We start from the raw sequence: 25,222 nt of genomic DNA on the forward strand, positions 1-25,222 counted from the left end.
TATAAAATTTTGTATCTTAGTTAAAAAGGAGAAAATTATGCTTTTTTTATTTGCGATTATTGCGCTACTTATCACATTCGTATTAGTACCTGTACTTATTCCAACTTTAAAGAGAATGAAATTTGGACAAAGTATACGAGAAGAGGGTCCAGAGAGTCATATGAAAAAGACAGGAACGCCAACAATGGGTGGATTGACATTTTTAATTAGCATTATAATAACTTCGCTCATTGCTGTATTCTTCGTCGACAAATCCAATCCAATCATTTTGTTATTATTTGTAACAATTGGTTTCGGTTTGATTGGTTTTATTGATGATTACATCATTGTGGTAAAGAAAAACAATCAAGGTTTAACAAGCAAACAGAAATTTTTGGCTCAAATAGGTATTGCAGTTATATTTTTTGTATTAAGTTATGTATTCCATTTAATTCATTTTTCAACTGCGATTCACATACCTTTTACAGAAGTGGACATTCCTTTATCCATTTTCTACGTGATTTTCATTGTCTTCTGGCAAGTTGGTTTTTCCAATGCAGTTAACTTAACAGATGGCTTAGATGGTTTAGCAACTGGATTGTCTATTATTGGATTCACAATGTACGCGATTATGAGCTTTATCTTAGATTCTCCAGCCATAGGGACATTTTGTGTTATCATGATTTTTGCATTACTAGGTTTCTTACCATTTAATCTTAATCCCGCAAAAGTCTTCATGGGGGATACGGGCAGCTTAGCGCTTGGTGGTATATTTGCTACCTTGTCGATTATGTTAAATGCAGAATTATCATTACTGTTTGTTGGATTTGTATTTGTGGCTGAAACATTATCAGTTATTTTACAAGTAGCTTCTTATAAATTAACTAGAAAGCGTATTTTCAAGATGAGTCCGATTCATCATCATTTTGAATTGTGTGGTTGGAACGAATGGAAAGTCGTTACTGTTTTTTGGACTGTTGGCTTGGTTACAGGACTTATAGGCTTATGGATTGGAGTGCATTAACATGCAGAATTATACAGGTTTAGAAGATAAAGATGTTCTTGTTCTTGGTTTAGCTAAAAGTGGATATGAGGCAGCAAAATTGTTGACTAAACTTGGAGCTATTGTCACTGTTAATGATGGCAAAGATTTATCTCAAGATCCACATGCAAAAGACTTGGAAACAATGGGTGTTACAGTCGTTGGCGGTGGACATCCACTGTCATTATTAGATAAAAGCCCGATGATAGTTAAAAATCCAGGAATTCCATATCATTTACCTATTTTAATCGAAGCGCAAAAACGTGGTTTGAAAATCGTAACTGAAGTTGAATTAAGCTATCTAGTTTCTGAAGCGCCCATTATCGCGGTGACTGGTACAAATGGTAAAACAACGACAACTTCACTTATAGGTGATATGTTTAGTAAGAGCAGGTTGACTGGACGCTTATCTGGTAACATTGGTTATGTTGCATCAAAAGTCGCTCAAGATACGCACCCAGATGAATATTTAATTACAGAATTGTCTTCATTCCAATTACTAGGCATAGATAAGTATCGTCCACACATCGCTATTATTACAAATATTTATTCGGCGCATTTAGACTATCACGGTACACTTGAAAATTATCAAAATGCTAAAAAGCAAATATATAAAAATCAAACAGCAGATGATTATCTTATTTGTAATTATCACCAACGCCATTTGATTGAATCAGAACAATTAAAAGCTAAGACACTTTATTTTTCTACACAACAAGAAGTAGATGGCATTTATATTAAAGATAACTTTATTATTTATAAAGGCGTGCGAATTATAAATATTGATGATTTAGTGTTACCTGGTGAACATAATTTGGAAAATATTTTGGCGGCAGTCTTAGCATCATTATTGGCAGGTGTTCCTGTTAAAGCTATCATTGATAGTTTGACTACATTCTCAGGCATTGAACATAGACTGCAGTATATTGGTACAAATCGAACTAATAAATATTACAATGACTCAAAGGCTACTAATACACTAGCAACACAATTCGCGCTTAATTCATTTAACCAACCTATCATTTGGTTATGTGGTGGGTTAGATAGAGGTAACGATTTTGATGAACTAATTCCTTATATGAAACATGTCAGAGTAATGGTTGTGTTTGGCGAAACACAAGAGAAATTTGTTAAATTAGGAACGAGTCAAGGTAAATATGTAATTAAAGCCACAGATGTTACAGATGCAGTCGATAAAGTACAAGATGTGATAGAACCAAATGATGTCGTATTACTCTCTCCGGCTTGTGCAAGTTGGGATCAATATCAAACCTTTGAAGAACGAGGGGATAAATTTATTGAAAGTTTTAAAGCACACTTACCATCATATTAAAGGGTGTGAATAAACATGGATGAACAAAAATCAGATAGTAAAATAAGACATATCAATGCCAACGATTTTGAACGACAGCTCCGTAAATCTAGTACAAAGCGCAGACGAAACCGCTTATTTAGCGATAAAGACAACTTCGATACTTCAACGGAGCAAGAAGATAAAACACAATCAAACATAGACAATCATGATTCTTCAAATCACATCAACACGGCTACACAACATGAAAATAATGAGGAAATCCAAAACACAGAAGATGAAATAAACAACAGTGCTTTAGAAAACAATCTGCATGAGCAACAAAATGAACCATCTGAAGAAGACTTATCCAGTACAGCACAAGATGATACAGCAATCCAACATAATACTGATGACGGCGATGTGACAGAAGATAATGAAGATATTGAGAAACCGCCGCCACTTACACCTGAAGAACTAAGAGAACAAAAAAGACGACAGCGTAGAAAACGTCAAAAGACAATCCAATACATTGTTATAACAGCGCTGATCCTTATCATCATACTTTTTCTGTTGTATATGTTTACGCCAATTAGTCGCATAGCAAATGTAACAATTAAAGGTAATCATAATGTATCAACATCAGAAATAAATAAGCAATTAAATGCGAATAGTGGCGAAAGAATGTATACATTTAGTAATAGTAAGGCTAAGGCCAAATTAAAAGACAATCCTTTGATAAAAAATGTTGATATACAGAAACATTTGCCGAATACATTATCTGTTACAATAGAAGAAAATCAAGTTGTAGGTATGATTAAAGATAAGGATGATTATATTCCAATATTAGAAGGGAATACGGAATTAAAAAACTATAAAGGGCAATTAACAGACCGAGGACCTATCATTGAAGGTTTTAAAGGTGATAAAAAACAAGAAATTGTTCACGCCTTAGCGGAAATGTCTCCTAAAATTAGAAGTATGATTGCTGAAGTAACATACGAACCACAAAAGAATAAGCAAAATCGAATTAAATTGTATACGAAAGATGATATGCAAGTGATCGGCAATATTAAAACGATAGCAGATAAAATGAAGTACTACCCACAAATGTCTCAATCGTTGTCACGTGATCAATCAGGTAACTTAACAACAGATGGATACATTGATTTATCAGTAGGAGCATCGTTCATACCTTACAAAAATCAAGAAGCACAACAATCACAAACTGAACAAGATGTGACAAAAAACTCTCAGCAAGAAAATGAGGCAAAAAGTGAATTACAAAGTGTACTTAACAAAATAAACGAACAATCTAAAAAAAATAATTAAAAAATTCCGATATATTATGTCTTTATAGTTCACAAGTGTAACGACGTATTGTAAACTAAACATAGTGCATTTTAATAGTAATTTGTCAGGAGGTGCCTATCTATGGAGGAACATTACTACGTTAGTGTAGATATTGGTTCATCAAGCGTAAAAATAATAGTAGGCGAAAAATTTCACAATGGTATAAATGTGATAGGTACAGGACAAACCTACACAAATGGTATTAAAAACGGTCTGATTGACGATTTTGACATTGCGAAACAAGCGATTAAAGATACGCTCAAAAAGGCTTCTATTGCTTCTGGTGTAGATATTAAAGAAGTGTTTTTAAAATTGCCAATCGTTTCAACAGAAGTGTTCGATGAAACTAATGAAATTGAATTTTATGAAGATACTGAGATTAATGGCACACACATTGAAAGTGTTTTAGATGGTATTCGGGATAAAAATGATGTCCCTGGTACGGAAATTATTAACGTATTTCCTAGTAAATTTATCTTAGACGGGAATAACGAAGTTTCAGATCCTAAAGAAATTATTGCAAGACATTCTCTTAAAGTTGAAGCAGGCGTGATTGCAATTGAAAAATCAATTTTAATCAATATGATCAAATGTGTTGAAGCATGTGGCGTAGATGTATTAGATGTTTATTCTGATGCTTATAATTACGGCTTCATTTTATCCGCAATGGAAAAGGAACTAGGCACATGTGTTATTGATATTGGTGAAGATTTGACACAGGTAGCTTTCTATGAACGTGGTGAATTACTTGATGCTGCTTCAATTAAACTTGCTGGTAGAGATATAACCAGTGATATTGCAGAAGCATTCAATACTTCATATGAAACGGCTGAAAAGATTAAGCAACAATATGGACATGCTTATGCAGAAAGCGCTTCAGATCAAGATGTATTTACTGTAGATCAAGTTGATAGTGAAGAAACGGTAGAATATTCTCAAAAAGATTTAAGTCACATTATTCAAGCAACAATGGAAGACATTTTCAATTGCGTATTTGATATTCTAATTAATTTAGAATTGACACGAGTGAATGGCGGATTTGTTGTTACAGGTGGATCATCTAATTTATTAGGTGTGAAAGATTTACTAACTATATTAGTAACTGAAAAAATCAGAATACATACACCATCACAAATGGGTATAAGAAAACCTGAATTTACATCTGCAATTTCTACAATTTCTAGCAGTATCACTTTTGATGAATTATTAGATTATGTTACAATAAATTATCAAGATAATGAGGAATTTGAAGAAGAAGTCATCGCTTCTGAAGAAAAAGAAAATACTTCTAGATCAATTGGTTTTAACTGGTTCAAAGGTAAATCAAATAAAAATGATTCTACACAAAATAAAGATGAGCCAGAATACCATGAAAATTACGATGACCATACAACAGATCAAAATTCTGAAGAAGAACATCATGATGGGCACGATAAATCTGATAAAGAAGAAAGTAAATTTAAAAAACTTATGAAATCTCTATTTGAATGATTGGCCATAAAAACTAGGAGGAAAATTAAATGTTAGAATTTGAACAAGGATTTAATCATTTAGCGACACTAAAAGTCATCGGTGTAGGTGGCGGCGGAAATAACGCGGTAAATCGTATGATTGACCATGGTATGAACAATGTGGAATTCATTGCTATTAATACAGATGGACAAGCTTTAAACTTATCAAAAGCTGAAGCTAAAATTCAAATTGGTGAAAAATTAACACGTGGTTTAGGTGCTGGCGCAAACCCTGAAATTGGGAAAAAAGCAGCTGAAGAATCTCGTGAACAAATTGAAGATGCCATTCAAGGTGCAGACATGGTATTTGTTACTGCTGGTATGGGTGGCGGAACTGGTACAGGTGCTGCGCCAGTTGTAGCGAAAATAGCTAAAGAAATGGGTGCATTAACAGTTGGTGTTGTTACTCGTCCATTCGGCTTTGAAGGACGTAAGCGTTCAACTCAAGCAGCAGCTGGTGTTGAAGCAATGAAAGCAGCTGTTGATACATTAATCGTTATTCCAAACGATCGCTTATTAGATATCGTAGATAAATCTACACCTATGATGGAAGCATTTAAAGAAGCAGACAATGTATTACGTCAAGGTGTACAAGGTATTTCTGACTTAATCGCTGTATCTGGTGAAGTTAACTTAGACTTTGCTGATGTTAAAACAATCATGTCTAACCAAGGCTCTGCATTAATGGGAATTGGTGTGTCATCAGGTGAAAATAGAGCTGTTGAAGCTGCTAAAAAAGCAATTTCATCACCATTACTTGAAACATCTATTGTTGGTGCTCAAGGTGTGTTAATGAATATTACTGGTGGCGAATCATTATCATTATTCGAAGCACAAGAAGCTGCAGATATTGTTCAAGATGCTGCTGACGAAGATGTTAATATGATTTTCGGTACAGTTATTAATCCAGAATTACAAGATGAAATTGTTGTCACAGTTATTGCAACAGGTTTCGAAGATAAACCGTCAACACAAGGACGTAAAGCAAACACTGGCTTTGGTTCAAGCGCGCCATCTTCAAGTGCACCTGGAACAGCAAATACAACTAAAGAAGAGCCTTCTTTCAAGGCGAATCATTCTTCACGTAACACTGAAGCTTCAGCAGAGCGTACGCAAACGACTAAGGATGATGACATTCCTAGCTTTATTAGAAATAGAGAAGAAAGACGTTCTAGAAGAACAAGACGTTAATCTAAAGTAAAATACAAAATTCATAAAAAGTCATCGGGTCATAGCGGTCTGATGACTTTTTATTTTAATCTTAAAATCACTGTAATTTTAGTATATAATTGTAATGTATACGTTGCTTATAACTGCGAAGAAGACGGTTAAATTGAGGTGCTTGATATGAAAGATAGATTTAAAAAAGAACCACATCTATTGCGATATGAAGATGACAAACTTGAACATGTAACGTTAGGTTTTACTACAAGAGAAGGCGGTAGCAGCCCTTATCCAGAACGAGCATTTAATATGGCTCGTTATATTGATGATGCGCCAGAACATGTGACTAAGCACCAGCAGCTATTAGCAGCAGCTATTGATTTCCCTAGAGCGCATTGGGTATTTCCAATACAAACACACGAGAACAAAGTGGCTGAGGTTACCGTACGAGACCAAGGTACAAATATCGATGCGCTTAGTCACAAGCTATATGGTATTGATGGCCTATATACTTATGACTCAAATGTACTGCTGACGATGTGTTATGCGGATTGTGTACCGATATACTTTTATAGTGAATCTCATGACTTTGTAGGTTTAGCGCATGCTGGTTGGAGAGGAACATATGGTCAAATCGTTATTGAAATGATAAATCAAATTAAATTTCCGTTATCTGACTTGCAAGTTGTTATAGGACCTGCAACGTCTAATTCTTATGAAATCAATGATGAAATTAAAGAAAAGTTTGAAACGCTGCCGATTGATAGTCAATGTTATATTGAGACACGAGGAACGAATCGTCATGGCATTGACTTGAAAAAAGCCAATGCATTACTATTACAATCTATGGGAGTACCTCAAAATAATATTTATATTACACAATATGCAACGTCTGAAGATTTAAATCTCTTTTTCTCATATCGACTTGAAGAAGGGCATACAGGTAGAATGTTAGCTTTTATCGGACGCAAGTAAGGAAGGCGATGAATAGATATGGATGTGAAATCCAATTTAGCACATATTCAACAAGAAATTGAAAGTCATAAGAAAAAAAGCACAATAGATAGCCATATCAATGTGATAGCAGTTACAAAATATGTTACAATAGAGCGAGCTAAAGAAGCATACGATGCAGGTTTGAGACATTTTGGTGAAAATCGCTTAGAAGGATTTTTAGAAAAGAAAGCTGCATTACCAGAAGATGCTGTTATGCATTTTATTGGTTCATTGCAATCTAGGAAAGTTAAAGATGTCATCAATGAAGTTGATTATTTCCATGCGCTAGATCGAATGAGTTTGGCTAAAGAAATCAACAAACGTGCGAACCATACTATTTCTTGTTTTTTACAAGTTAATGTTTCAGGTGAAGCGTCTAAACATGGAATCCATTTAAATGAAGTGGACAAGTTTATAGATGATATTAAAGCTTATGAGAATATTAAAATTGTAGGCTTGATGACAATGGCACCATTTACAGATGATACACAATATATTCAAGAATTATTTAAGAAATTAAGATTAAAACGGGATGACATACAACAACGACAATTAACTTATGCACCGTGTACGGAATTATCTATGGGAATGAGTAATGATTACCCTGTAGCAGTTGAAGAAGGCGCAACATATATAAGAATTGGAACTAAATTGGTAGGAGAATAGGAGTGAGCCATCAGTGGCAATTAAAGATTTATTTAATAATTTCTTCGAGTTTACTGACGAAGAAGAAGTTGTCGAAGAACCAGAACAATATCGTGAAAAAGAATCACAAAAACCATCACAATCACGTACACCACAAGCAACACAGTCAAATTCGAATTTCTCAGCTAATCAAAGCGAACTAAGATCAGTACCTAATAGAAGATCTTCAAGAAATCAAAATAATGAAGAAAGGAATTATCGAATGAACACACTATCAAAATCAGGCTCTAAAAACGTCGTTACTATGGATCAATCATCAGACTATTCGTCACAAGAAAGTTCTAAAATGTGTTTATTTGAACCACGTGTCTTTTCTGATACACAAGATATTGCAGACGAATTAAAAAATCGACGCGCAACATTAGTTAATTTACAAAGAATCGATAAAGTATCAGCTAAACGTATTATAGACTTTTTAAGTGGAACAGTTTATGCTATTGGCGGCGATATCCAACGCGTGGGCACAGATATCTTCTTATGCACACCGGACAATGTTGAAGTGGCTGGTAGTATTACAGACCATATTGAAAATATGGAACAACCGTACGAATAAGGAGATTAAATATGAGCATTAGCTTGTTAGCAACGATATTTAACTTCATATCATTTTTAGTTACTGTTTATTATTTTGGTATGATTATTTATTTCTTTACTTCATGGGTTCCTAATATACGTGAGTCAGTCGTAGGCCGCTTTTTGAGTAGTATTTATGAACCGTATTTAGAACCTTTCAGAAAAATCATTCCACCTCTTGGTATGATAGATATTTCATCTTTAGTAGCACTCTTTGTACTTATTTTATTCCAATGGGGACTAGATAGTATATTTAGAGCAATTCTTATTTATGTAGCTACGCATTAGTTGCGGTTAAACGAGGGAAGTACAATCTACTTAACCTCGTTTTATTACGTTATCGAACTTTATTGGTACGTTTAGGAGGACTTATCATCGATATTTATCAGCATTTTCGACCTGAAGAACATGAGCTTATAGATCGATTAATTGACAAATGCGATCAGGCAGCACAACAATATGCCCCGGTATTAACAAATTTTCTAGATCCAAGAGGACAATATATACTATCAGTGATAGTGGGAAGTTATGAAGATATACAAGTCGCATTTAATGGTGGGCTTTATGCAGAAAGACAGCGAGCTATCATTGCCCCGTCATATTATGAACCGCGGGTTGAAGACTTTGAGTTATGTTGTTTAGAGATTGACTATCCGGAAAAATTTGTTACGTTGCAACATCAACATGTGCTGGGAACATTAATGTCTTTAGGTATTGAACGAGAGCAAGTAGGAGATATACATGTTGCACAACGTATTCAATTTGTTTTGACAAGACAGTTAGAATCATATATCATGATGGAATTAACTCGAATTAAAGGCGCAACAGTAAAACTTAATTCTATTCCATTACAAGATATGATACAATCAGAAGAGAATTGGAAAATTCAACATACTACAGTCAGCGCAATGCGCTTAGACGTTGTATTAAAAGATATGATTCATAAATCAAGGTCAATTGCGAAACAATTGATTGAGAAAAAACGCGTCAAGGTGAATCATACAATTGTTGAAGCATCGGATTTTCAGCTGGAGCCTAATGACTTATTATCTATTCAAGGCTATGGGCGTGCACAATTGTTGGAAATCGGTGGTAGAACTAAAAAGGATAAATACTACATTACGTATCAAACATTATTTAAATAGTGTAAATCGAAGGAGGATATAGCATGCCTTTTACACCTAATGAAATTATAAATAAAGAATTCACTCGTGTAAAAAATGGTCTTGAACCTGAAGAAGTGAGTGATTATTTAAAACAATTAAGCAATGAAATTGAAAGACTTAAAGAAGATAAAAAACAACTTGAAAAAGTGATAGAAGAGCGCGATACTAATATTAAGTCTTATCAAAGTGTTCATCAATCTGTAAGTGATGCACTTGTTCAAGCGCAACAAGCAGGTGAACAAACGAAAGCAGCAGCTGAAAAGCAAGCTGAAGCAACGTTGGCACAAGCACAAGCGAAAGCAGATCAAATTGTTAACGATGCTATCGAAAAGGCACGTCGCTTATCATTCCAAACTGAAGATATGAAACGTCAATCTAAAGTGTTTAGATCACGCTTCCGCATGTTAGTTGAGGCGCAGCTTGATTTATTAAAAAATGATGATTGGGACTACTTATTAAACTATGATTTAGATGCTGAACAAATTGCACGAGAGAACGTGCAACATTTAAATGATCAAGATTTAACAGCAGAAGAACGACAACTTAAAGCTGAACAGCAGCAACCAGATCATACATCTCAATCAGCAGAAGATGAAACAACGCAAGATAACACTGATCAGTCATCACCTAAATAATGAATAATATTTAAGTCAGACACGTAAGAAGGATATCACGTTTTAAAGCGAGTCAGGAGTTGGTGGAAGCCTGACAAACGATGACTTCTTATATCACTGATTTAATAAAAAAAGAATTATGACAAGAGAGAGCTCTAAGTTGAGTTAAGCAGGGTGGTACCGCGGTATTTTCCGTCCCTATTAATTGAACTTAGAGTTCTTTTTTAATTATAAGGAGTGAGTAATAGTATGAATTATAAAGAAACATTATTAATGCCTAAAACAGATTTTCCAATGCGAGGAGGTTTACCGAAAAAAGAGCCTCAAATACAAGAAAAATGGGACGCTGACAATCAATATCAAAAAGCTTTAGCTAAAAATAAAGGTAATCAAACATATATACTTCATGATGGTCCGCCATATGCAAATGGTAATCTTCATATGGGACATGCTTTAAATAAAATTATTAAAGATTTTATTGTCCGATATAAAACAATGCAAGGGTATTATGCACCTTTCGTGCCAGGATGGGACACGCATGGCTTACCTATAGAACAAGCATTGACTAAAAAAGGTGTAGACCGCAAAAAAATGTCAATTGCCGAATTCAGAGAAAAATGTAAAGAATTTGCGCTTGAGCAAGTAGAATTACAAAAGAAAGATTTTAAAAGTTTAGGGGTTCGTGGGGATTTCAATAATCCTTATATCACTTTAAAACCAGAATACGAAGCAGCTCAAATTCGCCTATTCGGTGAAATGGCTGACAAAGGCCTAATCTATAAAGGTAAAAAGCCAGTCTACTGGTCACCATCAAGTGAATCATCACTTGCTGAAGCAGAAATTGAATATCATGATAAACGCTCAGCATCTATTTATGTTGCATTTGATGTCAAAGATTCAAAAGGCGTTGTTGATGAAGATGCACAATTCATTATTTGGACAACTACACCTTGGACAATTCCATCAAACGTTGCTATTACAGTTCATCCAGAACTTAAATATGGTCAGTATAATGTGAATGGCAAAAAATATATTATTGCCGAAGCATTAGCTGACGAAGTTGCTGAAGCATTAGACTGGGATAAAAATCACATCAAATTAGAGAAAGAGTTTATGGGTAAAGAACTAGAATATGTCGAAGCACAACATCCGTTCTTAGACCGTGCCTCATTAGTTATCAATGGTAACCATGTTACAACAGATGCAGGTACAGGTTGTGTTCATACCGCTCCTGGACACGGTGAAGATGACTATATCGTAGGACAAAAATACGGCTTGCCAGTTATTAGTCCGCTAAACGATAAAGGTGTCTTCACAGAAGAAGGCGGTCAATTTGAAGGTATGTTTTATGACAAAGCTAATAAAGCAGTTACTGATTTATTAACTGAAAAAGATGCATTATTAAAATTAAGCTTTATTACACATAGTTATCCACATGACTGGCGTACAAAAAAACCAGTTATTTTCCGAGCAACACCTCAGTGGTTCGCATCAATCAATAAAGTAAGACAAGATATTTTAGATGCTATAGAAGAAACTGAATTTAAAGTTAACTGGGGTAAAACGCGTATTTATAATATGATTCGTGACCGTGGTGAATGGGTCATCTCACGTCAACGTGTTTGGGGTGTACCTTTACCAGTATTTTATGCGGAAAATGGCGATATTATTATGACTAAAGAAACAGTTAATCATGTTGCTGATTTATTTGAACAATATGGCTCAAATGTTTGGTTTGAACGTGAAGCTAAGGAACTCTTACCTGAAGGATTTACGCATCCTGGTAGTCCTAACGGTGAATTCACGAAAGAAACGGATATCATGGATGTCTGGTTTGATTCAGGTTCATCTCATAGAGGTGTATTAGAAAACCGTCCAGAACTCAGTTTCCCTGCGGACTTATACTTTGAAGGTAGTGACCAATATCGTGGTTGGTTTAACTCTTCAATCACTACAGCAGTAGCTACGAGAGGTCAAGCGCCATATAAATTCTTATTATCTCATGGTTTCGTTATGGACGGAGAAGGTAAGAAAATGAGTAAATCACTTGGTAACGTTATTGTTCCAGACCAAGTTGTAAAACAAAAAGGTGCTGACATTGCACGTTTATGGGTGAGTAGTACGGACTATTTAGCTGATGTACGTATCTCCGATGAAATCTTGAAACAAACATCTGATGTTTATCGTAAAATTAGAAATACATTAAGATTTATGTTAGGTAACGTGAACGATTTTAATCCAGATACAGATGCAGTATTAGAATCAGATTTACTTGAAGTTGATCGCTACCTCTTAAATCGTTTAAGAGAATTTACAGCAAGTACTATCCATCACTATGATAACTTCGATTATTTAAATATTTATCAAGAAGTTCAAAACTTCATCAATGTTGAACTAAGTAACTTTTACTTAGATTATGGTAAAGATATTCTTTATATCGAAGAGAAAAATTCACATAAACGTCGTAGTATGCAAACGGTGTTATATCAAATTTTAGTGGATATGACTAAATTATTAGCACCAATCTTAGTGCATACTGCTGAAGAAGTTTGGTCACATACGCCACATGTTAAAGAAGAAAGTGTACATTTAGCTGATATGCCTGAAGTCGTTGATGTCGATCGTGCGCTTCTTGATAAATGGAATCAATTTATGTATTTACGTGATGACGTTAATCGTGCATTAGAAGCGGCACGTAATGATAAAGTCATTGGAAAATCATTAGAAGCGAAAGTCATTATTGGAAACAATGATAACTACAATGCTACTGACTTCTTAGCACAATTTGCTGATTTGCATCAATTGTTTATTGTGTCTCAAGTTGAAGTTGTTGATTCAGTTGATAATGGTATAACATATCAGCATGGAGATATTCGTATTGAACATGCACAAGGCGATAAATGTGAAAGATGTTGGAATTATAGTGAACATTTAGGTTCTGTAGGTGAATTAGATCATCTTTGTCCACGTTGTCAAGAAGTTGTAAAAACGTTAGTTTAAAGATGATAGAAGTATAACGCTGTGATAATTGAAAATATTTAGATTTAAAAGTAAAAACTTTGGCATAGACGGATTGTTTTTACAATAACTAAATAGTAATAAATTATAAAATAACACTGATATAACAGTAAATAACTTATATAAAAAGCAGTAGTGATTAATTAAGTCTACACAGATTTTAATTTTCACTGCTGCTTTTTTTCTTTCAATGTCATCGTGTTAAATTTGAAATTTAAGTTTATGCTTGATATCCCATTGTAGGTTTCATAATATAATGTAGGAAACAGCCAAAATAATTTTAAATATGTACACTTAAACTGTAAAGGTAAAATATACTGTATATATTTTAGATTCAATAAAAATGGAGCGTGACCTATGTTTCACTCAGCAGAAGCTCGTTTTGTTAATGGCATAACATTAAATGTAAAAAATTTAGCAGCTTTACGGCCTTTTTATGAGGATGTTATTGGATTTCAAGTAGTAACTGCTTCTATTAATTGTGTGCAGTATGATGTAGGCTTATCTCATCATATCCTTACCTTACAAGAGATATCATCTGGACGTGAACCTCAACTAACTGAGGCAGGGTTATTTTACATAGGGATATTATTGCCGCATAATAGCGATTTAGCAAATCTTATGGTTCAATTTAGTGATTTTGATATTCCGATGAATGGCGGGGAGCAAAGTACATCAACATCACTCTTTGTCGAAGATCCAGAAGGCAACATGTTAAAATTTTATGTTGATTATCCTCTTGAAGATTGGCTATATCGCACGCATCTGCATTCAATGCATATTAAAGCTATGAATATTCCTAAATTACTGAGTTACACGACAGAAGTTGGCTGGCAGGGTATACCTAAAGATACAAAAATCGGCAATATTCATCTAAAAACAACGCGCTTATCTGAAGTTGAACAATATTATAAAGCCTACTTTGGTTTAAAGAAAAGCGCCCAATTGGATAAGATGTCTCTTTTTTTAGCTTCACAGTATTATCACCATCACATCGCACTCAATCATTGGATATCTAGAGTTAAGCGCGTTGATAATGAACACACTTATGGTTTAGCATTGATTGATTTTTATTATCCAGAAACAACACATCTTTGGTTAAAAGGACCAGATGGTTTACAATTTCGCTTTAATTTTATAAAAGTAGAATCATGATACGAACAAAGAAATCATCCTAATCGTCGCCAGCATTTTAATGATATTACTAGCAATAGTTGTCGTCATAGAAAATAAAGATATGATGAAAGGTTTCGCTAATGAAAGTAAATGTTTGGTTTTGTTTGCATTAAAGGCTAAATCATTTAGAAGAATATACAACATGAATTCATTGCACTTTATTTTATAAAGTATGATGAGTGTGGCAGGTCTCTGACTGAATGTCACTCTCTCTTTTTTTATATGGTTGAGTAAGCTATAATGAAGTGTGTTGTAAAGAAACAAGTATCGAATGGAGGAACATAGATGCAAAAGAAATTCTATGTTGGCATTTCAACATTGGTTGTATTAGCGTTAGTTATATTTGATCAATTAACGAAATGGCTTATTGTAAAATCAATGTCTATTGGAGATTCATATGAGGTAATTCCTGGATTTTTAAATATTACATCACACCGCAATAATGGTGCAGCTTGGGGTATATTGAGTGGGAAGATGGTATTTTTCTATATTATAACAATTATCATTTTAGCCATCCTTGTCCTCTTTTTTATTAAAGAAGCACAATATCATTTATTTATGCAAATAGCAATTAGTCTACTCTTTGCGGGTGCATTAGGGAATTTTATAGATCGTATCGTTAATGGAGAAGTTGTAGATTTTATTGACACCAATATTTTTGGATATGACTTTCCAATATTTAATGTTGCGGATTCTAGCTTAACTATAGGTGTGTTACTCATCATAATCGCTTTACTTAAAGACACTAAAAAAGAATAGGGAGGTTAATTTAATGACAACGCATAGTATAGAAATTACAGATACTAGACACACAGGACAACGCATAGATAAGTTGCTGTCTGACTATAATCATGACTGGTCCAGAAGTCAAATTCAGGATTGGATAAAACATGAATTAGTAATCGTGAATGGGAAAGCAATTAAAGCAAATTATAAGGTTAAGTTACATGATTCTATTGTCATTACCGAAAAGGAAGTGGTTGATGCAGATATTCAACCAGAAAATTTAAATTTAGATATTTACTACGAAGATAAAGATGTTGCTATTGTATATAAACCTAAAGGCATGGTGGTTCATCCTTCTCCAGGTCACTATAGCGGTACGTTAGTCAATGGTTTGATGTATCAAATCAAAGATTTATCGGGCATCAATGGTGAAATCAGACCCGGCATTGTACATCGAATTGATAAGGACACATCGGGATTGTTAATGGTTGCTAAAAATGATATTGCGCATCGTAGTCTAGTTGATCAGCTTGTAGCTAAATCGGTTAAACGTAAATATACTGCGTTAGTTCATGGTAATATTCCTCATGACTATGGTACAGTTGATGCTCCGATTGGGCGTAATAAAAAAGATCGTCAGTCTATGGATGTTGTAGATGACGGAAAGGATGCTGTGACACATTTCAATGTATTAGAACACTTTAAGGACTATACGTTGATAGAATGTCAATTAGAAACTGGCCGAACACATCAAATTCGAGTACACATGAAGTATATAGGTTATCCTTTGGTGGGAGATCCTAAATATGGCCCGAAAAAAACTTTAGATATCGGTGGTCAAGCCTTGCATGCTGGTTTAATTGGCTTTGAACATCCGGTAACTGGGGAGTATATTGAACGTCAAGCAGCACTTCCTGATGCATTTGAACAGTTGCTTGAAGACATTCGCAAGAGAGATGCGTAGCGTATGATGTGACCATTTCTTTGAGGTTTAAAATGAGATAACTGTAGCATTAAAACATGATTGACAAGCTACTAAAATAACGGTAAACTAAGGACAGTTTAAAACCAACAACGTCTTTAATTGAACGTCCAGAGAGACTTCAAAGGCATGATAACGTTTAATATATGTATGGTGTATTTGTCGATTTTAAATAGCCTATTTCACTATAGTTGCTTGAGAAATATTGTACACCTTTTGTATAGATAACCTCATGTCTTGTAAGACATGAGGTTTTTGTGTTGTAATTCTTAAAAGAGGTGTTAATGTGTCAGAACGTATTATTATGGATGAAGCAGCTGTTCAACGTACAGTGACAAGAATAGCACATGAAATCTTAGAATATAATAAAGGCACTGACAATTTAGTGCTTTTAGGCATCAAAACGCGTGGAGAATTTTTAGCACAACGCATTCAAGAACGTATATTAAAAATTGAGCAACAACTCGTGCCTACTGGAACAATTGATGTTACATCATTTAGAGATGATATTGAACTGACTGAGCAAACGTCTTCGCAACTTGCTTATGATATCGATGTCGATATTACTGGTAAAGTAGTTATTATCATTGATGATGTTCTATATACGGGTAGGACTGTTAGAGCTTCACTTGATGCGATACTTAAACATTCAAGGCCAATCAAAATTGGCTTAGCTGCACTTGTCGATAGAGGACATAGAGAATTGCCAATTCGCGCAGATTTTGTTGGAAAAAACATACCGACTTCCAAAAACGAATCAGTTTCAGTATTTTTAGCAGAAAAAGATTCGCGTACGGCAGTCGTTATATCATAGCCGCCTTTTAAAGCAGTACGAGAGACTGGAAAAGGTGAAGTAAATGAATATACACAAAAATCCGATTGTATTAATGAAAGCAGCGCAACATTATCAGAAGTTAACCTTGATAAGTATTTCTGTATTTAGTTGCAAAATAGATTTAACCGTTACCGATTGTGTATAATACCATACTTCATTTTAATCATTTGAGCACGACTTGAGTAAGAATGTGCTATAAATTTGATTTTTAGTCTCTTTACATTAATTAATGTAAAGAGCTTTTTTTATAAGAAAGGAAGAACAAATATGGAGAATGAACAAATGTTTGAACGCACGGTTAAACCCGTGTTAGATGTAAAGGATAAGCCTAGACCGGCTCAGTGGGGACTGTTAAGTTTGCAACATTTATTTGCAATGTTTGGCTCAACAGTATTGGTTCCTTATTTGACTGGACTTCCTATATCAGCAGCCTTGTTAGCTTCTGGTATTGGGACATTATTATACATATTGATTACACAGGCTAAGATTCCAGCATGTCTTGGATCTAGTTTTGCGTTTATTACGCCAATTATTACTGGATTAAGTACACATAGTTTAGGTGATATGCTTGTCGCATTATTTATGAGTGGTGTGATGTACATTATCATTGGTATTTTAATTAAAATAAGTGGAACAGGGTGGTTAATGCATCTTTTACCGCCTGTAGTTGTAGGACCAGTAATTATGGTTATCGGTTTAAGTTTAGCGCCGACTGCAGTGAATATGGCTGTTTATCAAGATTCAGCACATATGAAAGGTTATAGCTTGAGCTATTTAGTCGTAGCACTTATCACTTTGCTAGTTACGATTGTTGTTCAAGGTTTCTTTAAAGGTTTCTTATCATTAATTCCGGTATTGTGCGGTATTATTGTTGGATATATCGTTGCAATATTTATGGGGCTTGTACATTTTGCACCTATAGCTAAAGCTAAATGGTTAGATGTGCCTCATATCTATTTACCGTTTAGAGATTATGAGCCGTCTATTCATTTAGGGCTTATCTTGGTTTTAATACCAGTTGTCTTTGTAACTGTAAGTGAACATATTGGCCATCAATTAGTAATAAATAAGATTGTAGGGAAGAACTTTTTCGAAGATCCAGGTTTGCATCGATCAATTATTGGTGATGGTATTTCGACTATGTTTGCAAGTATTATTGGTGGACCACCAAGTACAACCTATGGTGAAAATATTGGTGTACTAGCTATTACGAAAATATATAGCATTTATGTTATAGGTGGTGCAGCTGTCATCGCAATTGTTTTAGCATTTATAGGTAAATTCACGGCCTTAGTTTCATCTATACCGACACCAGTTATGGGCGGTGTGTCCATTCTATTATTCGGAATTATTGCTGCAAGTGGTTTACGCATGTTAGTTGAGAGCAATGTTAATTTCGCGGATAATCGTAATCTTGTGATTGCTTCTGTTGTCTTAGTTGTGGGTATAGGAAACTTAGTGATTAATTTAAAGGACATTGGCATCAATCTTCAATTAGAAGGTATGGCTTTAGCCGCTTTATCTGGAATTATACTTAATTTGATTTTACCAAAAGAAAAAGCACAGCAAATAAAATAATGAATGTATAAGGAGGATGAATGATGAAGCATCTACTGTCTATGGAAGAATTAAGTATTGAAGAAATTTATCATTTAATTGAAACTGCGAGTCAATATAAAGCTGGACATTATCCTGATAAGGCGCATCAACAACAGTTTGTTGCTAATTTATTCTTCGAGAATTCAACACGCACGAAATGTAGTTTTGAAGTAGCAGAACAAAAGTTAGGTTTATCACTAGTTAACTTTGAAACAGCAACTTCATCAGTTCAAAAAGGTGAATCTTTATATGATACATGTAAGACATTAGAGCATATAGGGGTAGATTTATTAGTTATCAGACATCCGCAGAATGCTTATTACAAAGAACTTGCAGATATTAATATCCCAATAGCTAATGCAGGAGATGGTAGTGGTCAACATCCAACTCAAAGTTTATTAGACATTATGACCATTTATGAAGAATTTAAAGATTTTGCTGGTTTAAACATACTCATCTGTGGTGATATTAAGAACTCGAGAGTTGCACGTAGCAATTATGATAGTTTGACTAAACTAGGTGCACATGTCTGTTTCTCAAGTCCACCACAATGGATTGATGATACATTATCAGCACCATATGTTGATATCGATGATGTGATTGAAGAAATAGATATCGTGATGTTGCTCCGTGTGCAACATGAACGTCATGAAGCAGCGTCACAAACATCTTTTGAAGCGCAGCATTATCATGAACAATTTGGTTTGACAAAGTCAAGATATGAACGATTAAAAGATAGTGCGATTATTATGCATCCGGCACCAGTAAATCGTGGTGTTGAAATCGATACATCTTTGGTTGAAGCACCTAAATCTCGTATTTTTAAGCAAATGGAAAATGGTATGTACTTACGCATGGCAGTCATTAATGAACTTTTAAAGGAAAAGGAGAATCACTAATGAAATTAATTAAAAATGCACAAATCTTAGATAATGGCGAACTTAAACAAAAGTCAATTTTAATCGATGGACAATACATTAAAGAAATCAATGACACGATTAACATAGATGATAACGTTGAAGTGATAGATGCTCATGGACAATTTGTAGCACCAGGATTTGTAGACGTTCATGTTCATTTGAGAGAACCGGGTGGAGAACATAAAGAGACAATTGAAACAGGAACTAAGGCAGCCGCACGCGGTGGATTTACAACAGTATGTCCTATGCCCAATACGCGTCCAGTGCCTGATTCAGTGACGCATTTTGATAATTTAAAACAATTAATTAAAGAAACTGCACAAGTTAGAGTCTTACCTTATGCTGCTATTACAGTGAGACAAGCAGGTAAAGAACATGTTGATTTTGAAGCGTTAGCTCAAGATGGTGCATTTGCTTTTACTGATGACGGGGTAGGTGTTCAAGAATCTGCAATGATGTACGAAGCAATGCAGGCCGCTGCCAAAGTTAATAAAGCGGTTGTTGCACATTGTGAAGATAATAGCTTAATATACGGTGGTGCAATGCATCAAGGTAAGCGGAGTGAAGAACTAGGCATACCAGGTATACCCAATATTTGTGAAGCCGTTCAAATTGCGAGAGATGTGCTATTAGCTGAAGCAGCTCATTGCCATTATCACGTTTGTCATGTCTCAACAAAAGAGAGCGTTAGAGCCATTCGTGATGCTAAAGCAGCGGGCATTCATGTAACTGCAGAAGTAACGCCACATCATTTGCTATTAACAGAAGATGATGTACCTGGAGATAATGCGATTTTTAAAATGAATCCTCCTTTAAGAAGTAAAGAAGATAGAGAGGCATTATTAGAAGGCTTGTTAGACGGTACAATTGATTGTATTGCAACAGATCATGCGCCTCATGCAAAAGAAGAAAAAGCACAACCAATGACGAAAGCGCCATTTGGTATCGTTGGTAGTGAAACAGCTTTTCCATTACTTTACACACATTTTGTTAAAAATGGGGATTGGTCATTACAACAATTAGTTGATTATTTAACTATTAAACCAGCTCAAACTTTTGATTTGCCATACGGACGATTAGAAGAAGGAAGTTTTGCTGACTTAACAATCATCAACCTTGATGAAGAGCGAGAAATCAGAGGAGAAGATTTCTTGTCTAAAGCTGATAACACACCATTTATAGGGTATAAAGTATACGGGAACCCTGTGTTAACAATGGTAGCAGGCGATGTTAAATATAAGGAGGAAGTGTAATATGCTGGAACGACGTTATCTTGTATTAGAAGATGGAACATTCTATGAAGGTTATAAGTTAGGTTCTGATGAACTATCAATAGGCGAAATCGTCTTTAACACTGCTATGACTGGTTATCAAGAGACGATTTCTGATCCGTCATATACTGGACAAATTATTACCTTTACTTATCCACTTATTGGTAATTATGGAATTAATAGAGATGACTTTGAAGCGTTAACACCAACTTTAAATGGTGTTGTCGTCAAAGAAGCTAGTACACATCCAAGTAACTTTAGACAGCAAAAAACATTGCACGAAGTACTTGTTCAATACAAGATACCTGGAATTTCTGGCGTAGATACACGTAGTATTACACGCAAAATTCGTCAGCATGGTGTATTACGCGCAGCGTTTACAGATTGCAGAGAAAATATTGATGAACTTATTAACAAATTAAAGTCAACGGAATTACCGAGAGACGAAGTAATGACAGTATCAACAAAGACACCATATGTATCTACTGGTTCGAATCTTAGCGTAGTATTATTAGACTTTGGGAAAAAACAAAATATTGTACGTGAACTCAATTTAAGAGGATGTAATGTGACTGTGGTTCCTTACGATACAACTGCTGAAGAAATTTTAGCGATGTCACCGGATGGCGTCATGCTATCAAATGGACCAGGTGATCCAGATGTTGTTGAAGTTGCCATCAACATGATAAAAGGAATTTTAGGGAAAATACCATTTTTTGGTATTTGTTTAGGACATCAACTATTTGCATTATCACAAGGGGCATCGTCATTTAAAATGAAATTTGGTCATCGAGGTGCTAATCATCCAGTTAAAGATTTGAGAACTGGAAAAGTAGATATTACAAGTCAAAACCATGGCTATGCGATTGACAAAGATTCATTAGCACAAACTGATTTAGAAATTACACATATTGCACTAAATGACGATACGGTTGAAGGTTTACGTCACAAAACATTACCAGCTTTTTCAGTGCAGTATCACCCTGAAGCAAGACCAGGTCCAAGTGATTCTAATTATTTGTTTGATGATTTTATAGCAATGATTAATGAGTTTAAAGAAAAGGAGCGTAATACTCATGCCTAAACGTGACGATATCAAAACGATTTTAGTAATAGGTTCAGGACCAATTATCATTGGACAAGCAGCAGAATTTGACTACGCAGGTACACAAGCGTGTTTAGCACTTAAAGAAGAAGGCTACCGAGTCATTCTAGTTAATTCTAACCCTGCTACGATTATGACTGATAAAGAAATTGCAGATAAAGTATATATCGAACCGTTAACACATGATTTTATTGCGCGTATTATTCGCAAAGAACAACCTGATGCTTTATTGCCAACATTAGGTGGTCAAACGGGATTAAACATGGCAATTCAACTTCATGAGAGTGGTGTGTTAGAGGCGAATAATGTTAAATTGTTAGGCACAGAATTAAAGTCAATTCAACAAGCAGAAGATCGAGAACTATTCCGCACTTTGATGAATGATTTGGATGTGCCAGTACCAGAAAGTGATATCGTTAATACGGTTGAACAAGCGTTTAGTTTTAAAGAACAGGTTGGTTATCCGTTAATTGTGCGACCAGCATTTACGATGGGTGGTACCGGAGGCGGCATTTGTCACAATGATGAAGAACTAAAAGAAGTCGTTAGCAATGGTTTACATTATAGTCCAGCAACGCAATGTTTGATTGAAAAGTCTATCGCAGGATTTAAAGAAATCGAATACGAAGTGATGCGCGATAAAAATGATAATGCTATCGTGGTTTGTAATATGGAAAACATTGATCCAGTAGGTATTCATACTGGGGATTCTATTGTTGTAGCACCAAGTCAAACATTATCAGACGTTGAATATCAAATGTTGCGTGATGTCTCACTGAAGGTGATTAGAGCCTTAGGAATAGAAGGGGGTTGTAATGTTCAACTCGCTTTAGATCCGCATTCATTTAATTACTACATTATAGAAGTTAATCCACGTGTGTCTCGTTCATCAGCATTAGCTTCTAAAGCAACGGGATATCCTATTGCGAAATTAGCCGCTAAAATTGCAGTAGGATTAACATTAGATGAAATGCTTAATCCTATTACAGGCACATCTTATGCAGCATTTGAACCTACATTAGACTATGTTATATCGAAAATTCCGCGTTTTCCATTCGATAAATTTGAAAAAGGTGAACGTGAATTAGGTACACAAATGAAAGCTACAGGTGAAGTGATGGCGATAGGGCGCACGTATGAAGAATCGTTATTGAAAGCGATTCGCTCGTTAGAGTATGGGGTGCATCACCTTGGACTACCTAATGGTGAAAGTTTTGATTTAGACTATATTAAAGAGCGAATTAGTCATCAAGATGACGAACGTTTATTCTTTATTGGTGAAGCAATTCGTCGGGGTACAACATTAGAAGAAATACATGAAATGACTAAAATTGATTATTTCTTCTTACATAAATTCCAAAACATTATCAATATTGAGCATGAATTAAAAGCACATCCTGGAGATTTAGATTATCTTAAATATGCTAAAGATTATGGCTTTAGTGACCGAGTTATTGCCCATCGTTGGGATATGGAAACAGAAGCGGTTTATCAACTGCGCATGGCACATCAAATTAAACCAGTTTACAAAATGGTAGATACATGTGCTGCAGAATTCGAATCATCAACGCCATATTATTATGGAACATATGAAACTGAGAATGAATCAGTTGTAACAGATAAAGAAAAGATCTTAGTACTTGGTTCTGGGCCTATTCGTATCGGCCAAGGTGTAGAATTCGACTATGCAACCGTTCATGCTGTATGGGCGATTCAGCAAGCAGGTTATGAAGCAATTATTGTTAATAATAATCCAGAAACCGTATCAACAGACTTTTCAATTTCAGATAAATTATATTTTGAACCGTTAACAGAAGAAGATGTAATGAATATCATTAATTTAGAACAACCTAAAGGTGTGGTTGTGCAATTTGGTGGGCAAACAGCAATTAACCTAGCGGATAAATTAACAAAGCATGGTGTTCAAATATTAGGTACTTCACTAGAAGACTTGAATAGAGCTGAAGATCGAAAAGAATTTGAAGCATTGTTAAGAGATATTCATGTGCCACAACCAAAAGGAAAAACGGCTACGTCACCACAAGAAGCTTTAAATAATGCACGTGAAATTGGTTATCCAGTAGTTGTAAGACCGTCGTACGTACTAGGTGGACGTGCTATGGAAATTGTCGACAATGATCAAGAATTAGAAAATTATATGGAACAAGCGGTAAAAGCTAGTCCAGAACATCCTGTATTAGTTGATAGATATTTGACGGGTAAAGAAATAGAAGTCGATGCTATTAGTGATGGCGATACAGTTATCATTCCAGGTATTATGGAACATATTGAGCGTGCTGGCGTGCACAGTGGTGATTCAATCGCTGTTTATCCACCGCAAACATTATCACAAGAAGAACTTGATACGTTAGAAGATTATACAATCAAGTTAGCCAAAGGGTTAAATATTGTAGGGTTGATTAATATTCAGTTTGTGATAGCTCATGATGGTGTTTACGTATTAGAAGTAAATCCGCGTTCTAGTCGTACGGTGCCATTTTTAAGTAAAATTACGGATATACAAATGGCACAATTAGCAATGCGTGCAATTATAGGTGAGAAATTAGCAGATTTAGGTTATCAACCAGGTGTGCAACCATATAGTGAAGGTGTTTTTGTTAAAGCACCGGTGTTTAGTTTTAATAAACTAAAAAATGTCGATGTAACACTCGGACCTGAAATGAAATCAACAGGTGAAGTGATGGGTAAAGACTTAACACTTGAAAAAGCATTGTTCAAAGGCTTGACAGGCAGTGGTGTTGAAGTTAAAGATCACGGAACGGTGCTCATGACAGTGAGTGATAAAGACAAAGAAGAAATAGTTAAACTCGCACAGCGCTTAAATGAAGTGGGATATAAAATTTTAGCGACGAAAGGCACAGCGGATAAACTTGCTCAGCATCATATTCCAGCTGAAGTAGTTGGTAAAATTGGTGGAGAAAATGATTTGTTGACGCGCATTCAAAATGGTGATGTTCAAATTGTTATTAACACCATGACTAAAGGTAAAGAAGTAGAACGAGACGGCTTCCAAATCCGTCGCACAACAGTTGAAAATGGTGTGCCTTGCTTAACATCATTAGATACAGCAAATGCATTAACAAATGTGATAGAGAGCATGACCTTTACAATGAGAAATATGTAATTAGGGAGCGGGACAGAATGTATTATGAGTTCGTAGTCCCGCCCTGGCAAG

General features: G+C 35.0%; 21 protein-coding genes. All 21 read left to right on the forward strand.

Going from position 1 to position 25,222, the window contains the following annotated elements:
* Positions 1 to 37 precede the first annotated feature (37 nt).
* Positions 38 to 1,003 (forward strand): phospho-N-acetylmuramoyl-pentapeptide-transferase, encoded by a 966-nt coding sequence (gene mraY / locus HMPREF3267_RS01115; protein WP_002493096.1) that lies wholly within the window; start codon positions 38 to 40, stop codon positions 1,001 to 1,003.
* 1 nt (position 1,004) lies between these two features.
* Complete coding sequence (murD, locus tag HMPREF3267_RS01120) at positions 1,005 to 2,354, forward strand: UDP-N-acetylmuramoyl-L-alanine--D-glutamate ligase (RefSeq protein WP_002478330.1); 1,350 nt, start codon at positions 1,005 to 1,007, stop codon at positions 2,352 to 2,354.
* 15 nt (positions 2,355 to 2,369) lie between these two features.
* Positions 2,370 to 3,644, forward strand: a complete 1,275-nt coding sequence (locus HMPREF3267_RS01125) for a cell division protein FtsQ/DivIB (protein WP_070823895.1) — start codon at positions 2,370 to 2,372, stop codon at positions 3,642 to 3,644.
* A 102-nt stretch (positions 3,645 to 3,746) separates the two neighbouring features.
* The gene (ftsA, locus tag HMPREF3267_RS01130; RefSeq protein WP_002459361.1) at positions 3,747 to 5,156 is read left to right on the forward strand and encodes a cell division protein FtsA; all 1,410 of its coding nucleotides are present in this window, start codon (positions 3,747 to 3,749) and stop codon (positions 5,154 to 5,156) included.
* Positions 5,157 to 5,185: 29 nt separating this feature from the next.
* Complete coding sequence (gene ftsZ, locus HMPREF3267_RS01135; RefSeq protein WP_002459360.1) at positions 5,186 to 6,367, forward strand: cell division protein FtsZ; 1,182 nt, start codon at positions 5,186 to 5,188, stop codon at positions 6,365 to 6,367.
* Between the two features lie 156 nt (positions 6,368 to 6,523).
* Positions 6,524 to 7,315, forward strand: coding sequence for a peptidoglycan editing factor PgeF (gene pgeF, locus HMPREF3267_RS01140; RefSeq protein ID WP_002459359.1), 792 nt, complete (start codon positions 6,524 to 6,526; stop codon positions 7,313 to 7,315).
* Positions 7,316 to 7,333: 18 nt separating this feature from the next.
* Positions 7,334 to 8,002 (forward strand): YggS family pyridoxal phosphate-dependent enzyme, encoded by a 669-nt coding sequence (locus HMPREF3267_RS01145; RefSeq protein WP_002478328.1) that lies wholly within the window; start codon positions 7,334 to 7,336, stop codon positions 8,000 to 8,002.
* Between the two features lie 13 nt (positions 8,003 to 8,015).
* On the forward strand, positions 8,016 to 8,594 hold the full coding sequence (locus tag HMPREF3267_RS01150) for a cell division protein SepF (RefSeq protein ID WP_002459357.1): 579 nt from the start codon (positions 8,016 to 8,018) through the stop codon (positions 8,592 to 8,594).
* Between the two features lie 11 nt (positions 8,595 to 8,605).
* On the forward strand, positions 8,606 to 8,902 hold the full coding sequence (locus HMPREF3267_RS01155) for a YggT family protein (protein ID WP_002459356.1): 297 nt from the start codon (positions 8,606 to 8,608) through the stop codon (positions 8,900 to 8,902).
* A 62-nt stretch (positions 8,903 to 8,964) separates the two neighbouring features.
* The gene (locus tag HMPREF3267_RS01160; RefSeq protein ID WP_002459355.1) at positions 8,965 to 9,759 is read left to right on the forward strand and encodes a YlmH family RNA-binding protein; all 795 of its coding nucleotides are present in this window, start codon (positions 8,965 to 8,967) and stop codon (positions 9,757 to 9,759) included.
* A 23-nt stretch (positions 9,760 to 9,782) separates the two neighbouring features.
* Positions 9,783 to 10,415: a DivIVA domain-containing protein gene (locus HMPREF3267_RS01165; protein ID WP_062077515.1), complete on the forward strand. Its 633-nt coding sequence runs from the start codon at positions 9,783 to 9,785 to the stop codon at positions 10,413 to 10,415.
* A 228-nt stretch (positions 10,416 to 10,643) separates the two neighbouring features.
* On the forward strand, positions 10,644 to 13,394 hold the full coding sequence (gene ileS / locus HMPREF3267_RS01170) for an isoleucine--tRNA ligase (RefSeq protein WP_062077517.1): 2,751 nt from the start codon (positions 10,644 to 10,646) through the stop codon (positions 13,392 to 13,394).
* Between the two features lie 375 nt (positions 13,395 to 13,769).
* Positions 13,770 to 14,567: a VOC family protein gene (locus HMPREF3267_RS01175; RefSeq protein WP_002478325.1), complete on the forward strand. Its 798-nt coding sequence runs from the start codon at positions 13,770 to 13,772 to the stop codon at positions 14,565 to 14,567.
* A 306-nt stretch (positions 14,568 to 14,873) separates the two neighbouring features.
* On the forward strand, positions 14,874 to 15,347 hold the full coding sequence (gene lspA / locus HMPREF3267_RS01180; RefSeq protein WP_002459350.1) for a signal peptidase II: 474 nt from the start codon (positions 14,874 to 14,876) through the stop codon (positions 15,345 to 15,347).
* A gap of 13 nt (positions 15,348 to 15,360) precedes the next feature.
* Positions 15,361 to 16,278 (forward strand): RluA family pseudouridine synthase, encoded by a 918-nt coding sequence (locus tag HMPREF3267_RS01185; protein WP_002478324.1) that lies wholly within the window; start codon positions 15,361 to 15,363, stop codon positions 16,276 to 16,278.
* Positions 16,279 to 16,582: 304 nt separating this feature from the next.
* Positions 16,583 to 17,110, forward strand: coding sequence for a bifunctional pyr operon transcriptional regulator/uracil phosphoribosyltransferase PyrR (gene pyrR, locus HMPREF3267_RS01190; RefSeq protein ID WP_002459348.1), 528 nt, complete (start codon positions 16,583 to 16,585; stop codon positions 17,108 to 17,110).
* Between the two features lie 288 nt (positions 17,111 to 17,398).
* Positions 17,399 to 18,709 carry a uracil-xanthine permease family protein gene (locus tag HMPREF3267_RS01195; RefSeq protein ID WP_070823894.1) on the forward strand — a complete coding sequence of 437 codons (1,311 nt, stop codon included), beginning with the start codon at positions 17,399 to 17,401 and terminating at the stop codon, positions 18,707 to 18,709.
* Positions 18,710 to 18,732: 23 nt separating this feature from the next.
* Entirely contained in the window at positions 18,733 to 19,629 is an 897-nt protein-coding gene (locus HMPREF3267_RS01200) for an aspartate carbamoyltransferase catalytic subunit (protein WP_062077518.1), read from the forward strand.
* Positions 19,629 to 20,903: a dihydroorotase gene (locus HMPREF3267_RS01205; RefSeq protein ID WP_002459345.1), complete on the forward strand. Its 1,275-nt coding sequence runs from the start codon at positions 19,629 to 19,631 to the stop codon at positions 20,901 to 20,903. The genes HMPREF3267_RS01200 and HMPREF3267_RS01205 overlap by 1 nt, the downstream gene beginning before the upstream one ends.
* 1 nt (position 20,904) lies before the next feature.
* On the forward strand, positions 20,905 to 22,005 hold the full coding sequence (locus HMPREF3267_RS01210; protein ID WP_002478321.1) for a carbamoyl phosphate synthase small subunit: 1,101 nt from the start codon (positions 20,905 to 20,907) through the stop codon (positions 22,003 to 22,005).
* Entirely contained in the window at positions 21,998 to 25,171 is a 3,174-nt protein-coding gene (carB, locus tag HMPREF3267_RS01215; protein ID WP_002459343.1) for a carbamoyl-phosphate synthase large subunit, read from the forward strand. Before HMPREF3267_RS01210 ends, carB begins: the two co-directional genes overlap by 8 nt.
* Positions 25,172 to 25,222 lie beyond the last annotated feature (51 nt).

This window comes from Staphylococcus sp. HMSC62D11 (assembly GCF_001839145.1).
In the GTDB taxonomy this organism is placed as follows: domain Bacteria; phylum Bacillota; class Bacilli; order Staphylococcales; family Staphylococcaceae; genus Staphylococcus; species Staphylococcus lugdunensis.

Coding starts and splice junctions, on each gene's coding strand:
- mraY (WP_002493096.1), top strand. CDS start 38: ATGCTTTTTTTATTTGCGATTATTGCGCTACTTATCACATTCGTATTA.
- carB (WP_002459343.1), top strand. CDS start 21,998: ATGCCTAAACGTGACGATATCAAAACGATTTTAGTAATAGGTTCAGGA.
- ftsZ (WP_002459360.1), top strand. CDS start 5,186: ATGTTAGAATTTGAACAAGGATTTAATCATTTAGCGACACTAAAAGTC.
- HMPREF3267_RS01145 (WP_002478328.1), top strand. CDS start 7,334: ATGGATGTGAAATCCAATTTAGCACATATTCAACAAGAAATTGAAAGT.
- pgeF (WP_002459359.1), top strand. CDS start 6,524: ATGAAAGATAGATTTAAAAAAGAACCACATCTATTGCGATATGAAGAT.
- HMPREF3267_RS01200 (WP_062077518.1), top strand. CDS start 18,733: ATGAAGCATCTACTGTCTATGGAAGAATTAAGTATTGAAGAAATTTAT.
- HMPREF3267_RS01195 (WP_070823894.1), top strand. CDS start 17,399: ATGGAGAATGAACAAATGTTTGAACGCACGGTTAAACCCGTGTTAGAT.
- HMPREF3267_RS01205 (WP_002459345.1), top strand. CDS start 19,629: ATGAAATTAATTAAAAATGCACAAATCTTAGATAATGGCGAACTTAAA.
- ftsA (WP_002459361.1), top strand. CDS start 3,747: ATGGAGGAACATTACTACGTTAGTGTAGATATTGGTTCATCAAGCGTA.
- murD (WP_002478330.1), top strand. CDS start 1,005: ATGCAGAATTATACAGGTTTAGAAGATAAAGATGTTCTTGTTCTTGGT.
- HMPREF3267_RS01210 (WP_002478321.1), top strand. CDS start 20,905: ATGCTGGAACGACGTTATCTTGTATTAGAAGATGGAACATTCTATGAA.
- HMPREF3267_RS01125 (WP_070823895.1), top strand. CDS start 2,370: ATGGATGAACAAAAATCAGATAGTAAAATAAGACATATCAATGCCAAC.
- HMPREF3267_RS01185 (WP_002478324.1), top strand. CDS start 15,361: ATGACAACGCATAGTATAGAAATTACAGATACTAGACACACAGGACAA.
- HMPREF3267_RS01165 (WP_062077515.1), top strand. CDS start 9,783: ATGCCTTTTACACCTAATGAAATTATAAATAAAGAATTCACTCGTGTA.
- HMPREF3267_RS01155 (WP_002459356.1), top strand. CDS start 8,606: ATGAGCATTAGCTTGTTAGCAACGATATTTAACTTCATATCATTTTTA.
- lspA (WP_002459350.1), top strand. CDS start 14,874: ATGCAAAAGAAATTCTATGTTGGCATTTCAACATTGGTTGTATTAGCG.
- ileS (WP_062077517.1), top strand. CDS start 10,644: ATGAATTATAAAGAAACATTATTAATGCCTAAAACAGATTTTCCAATG.
- HMPREF3267_RS01175 (WP_002478325.1), top strand. CDS start 13,770: ATGTTTCACTCAGCAGAAGCTCGTTTTGTTAATGGCATAACATTAAAT.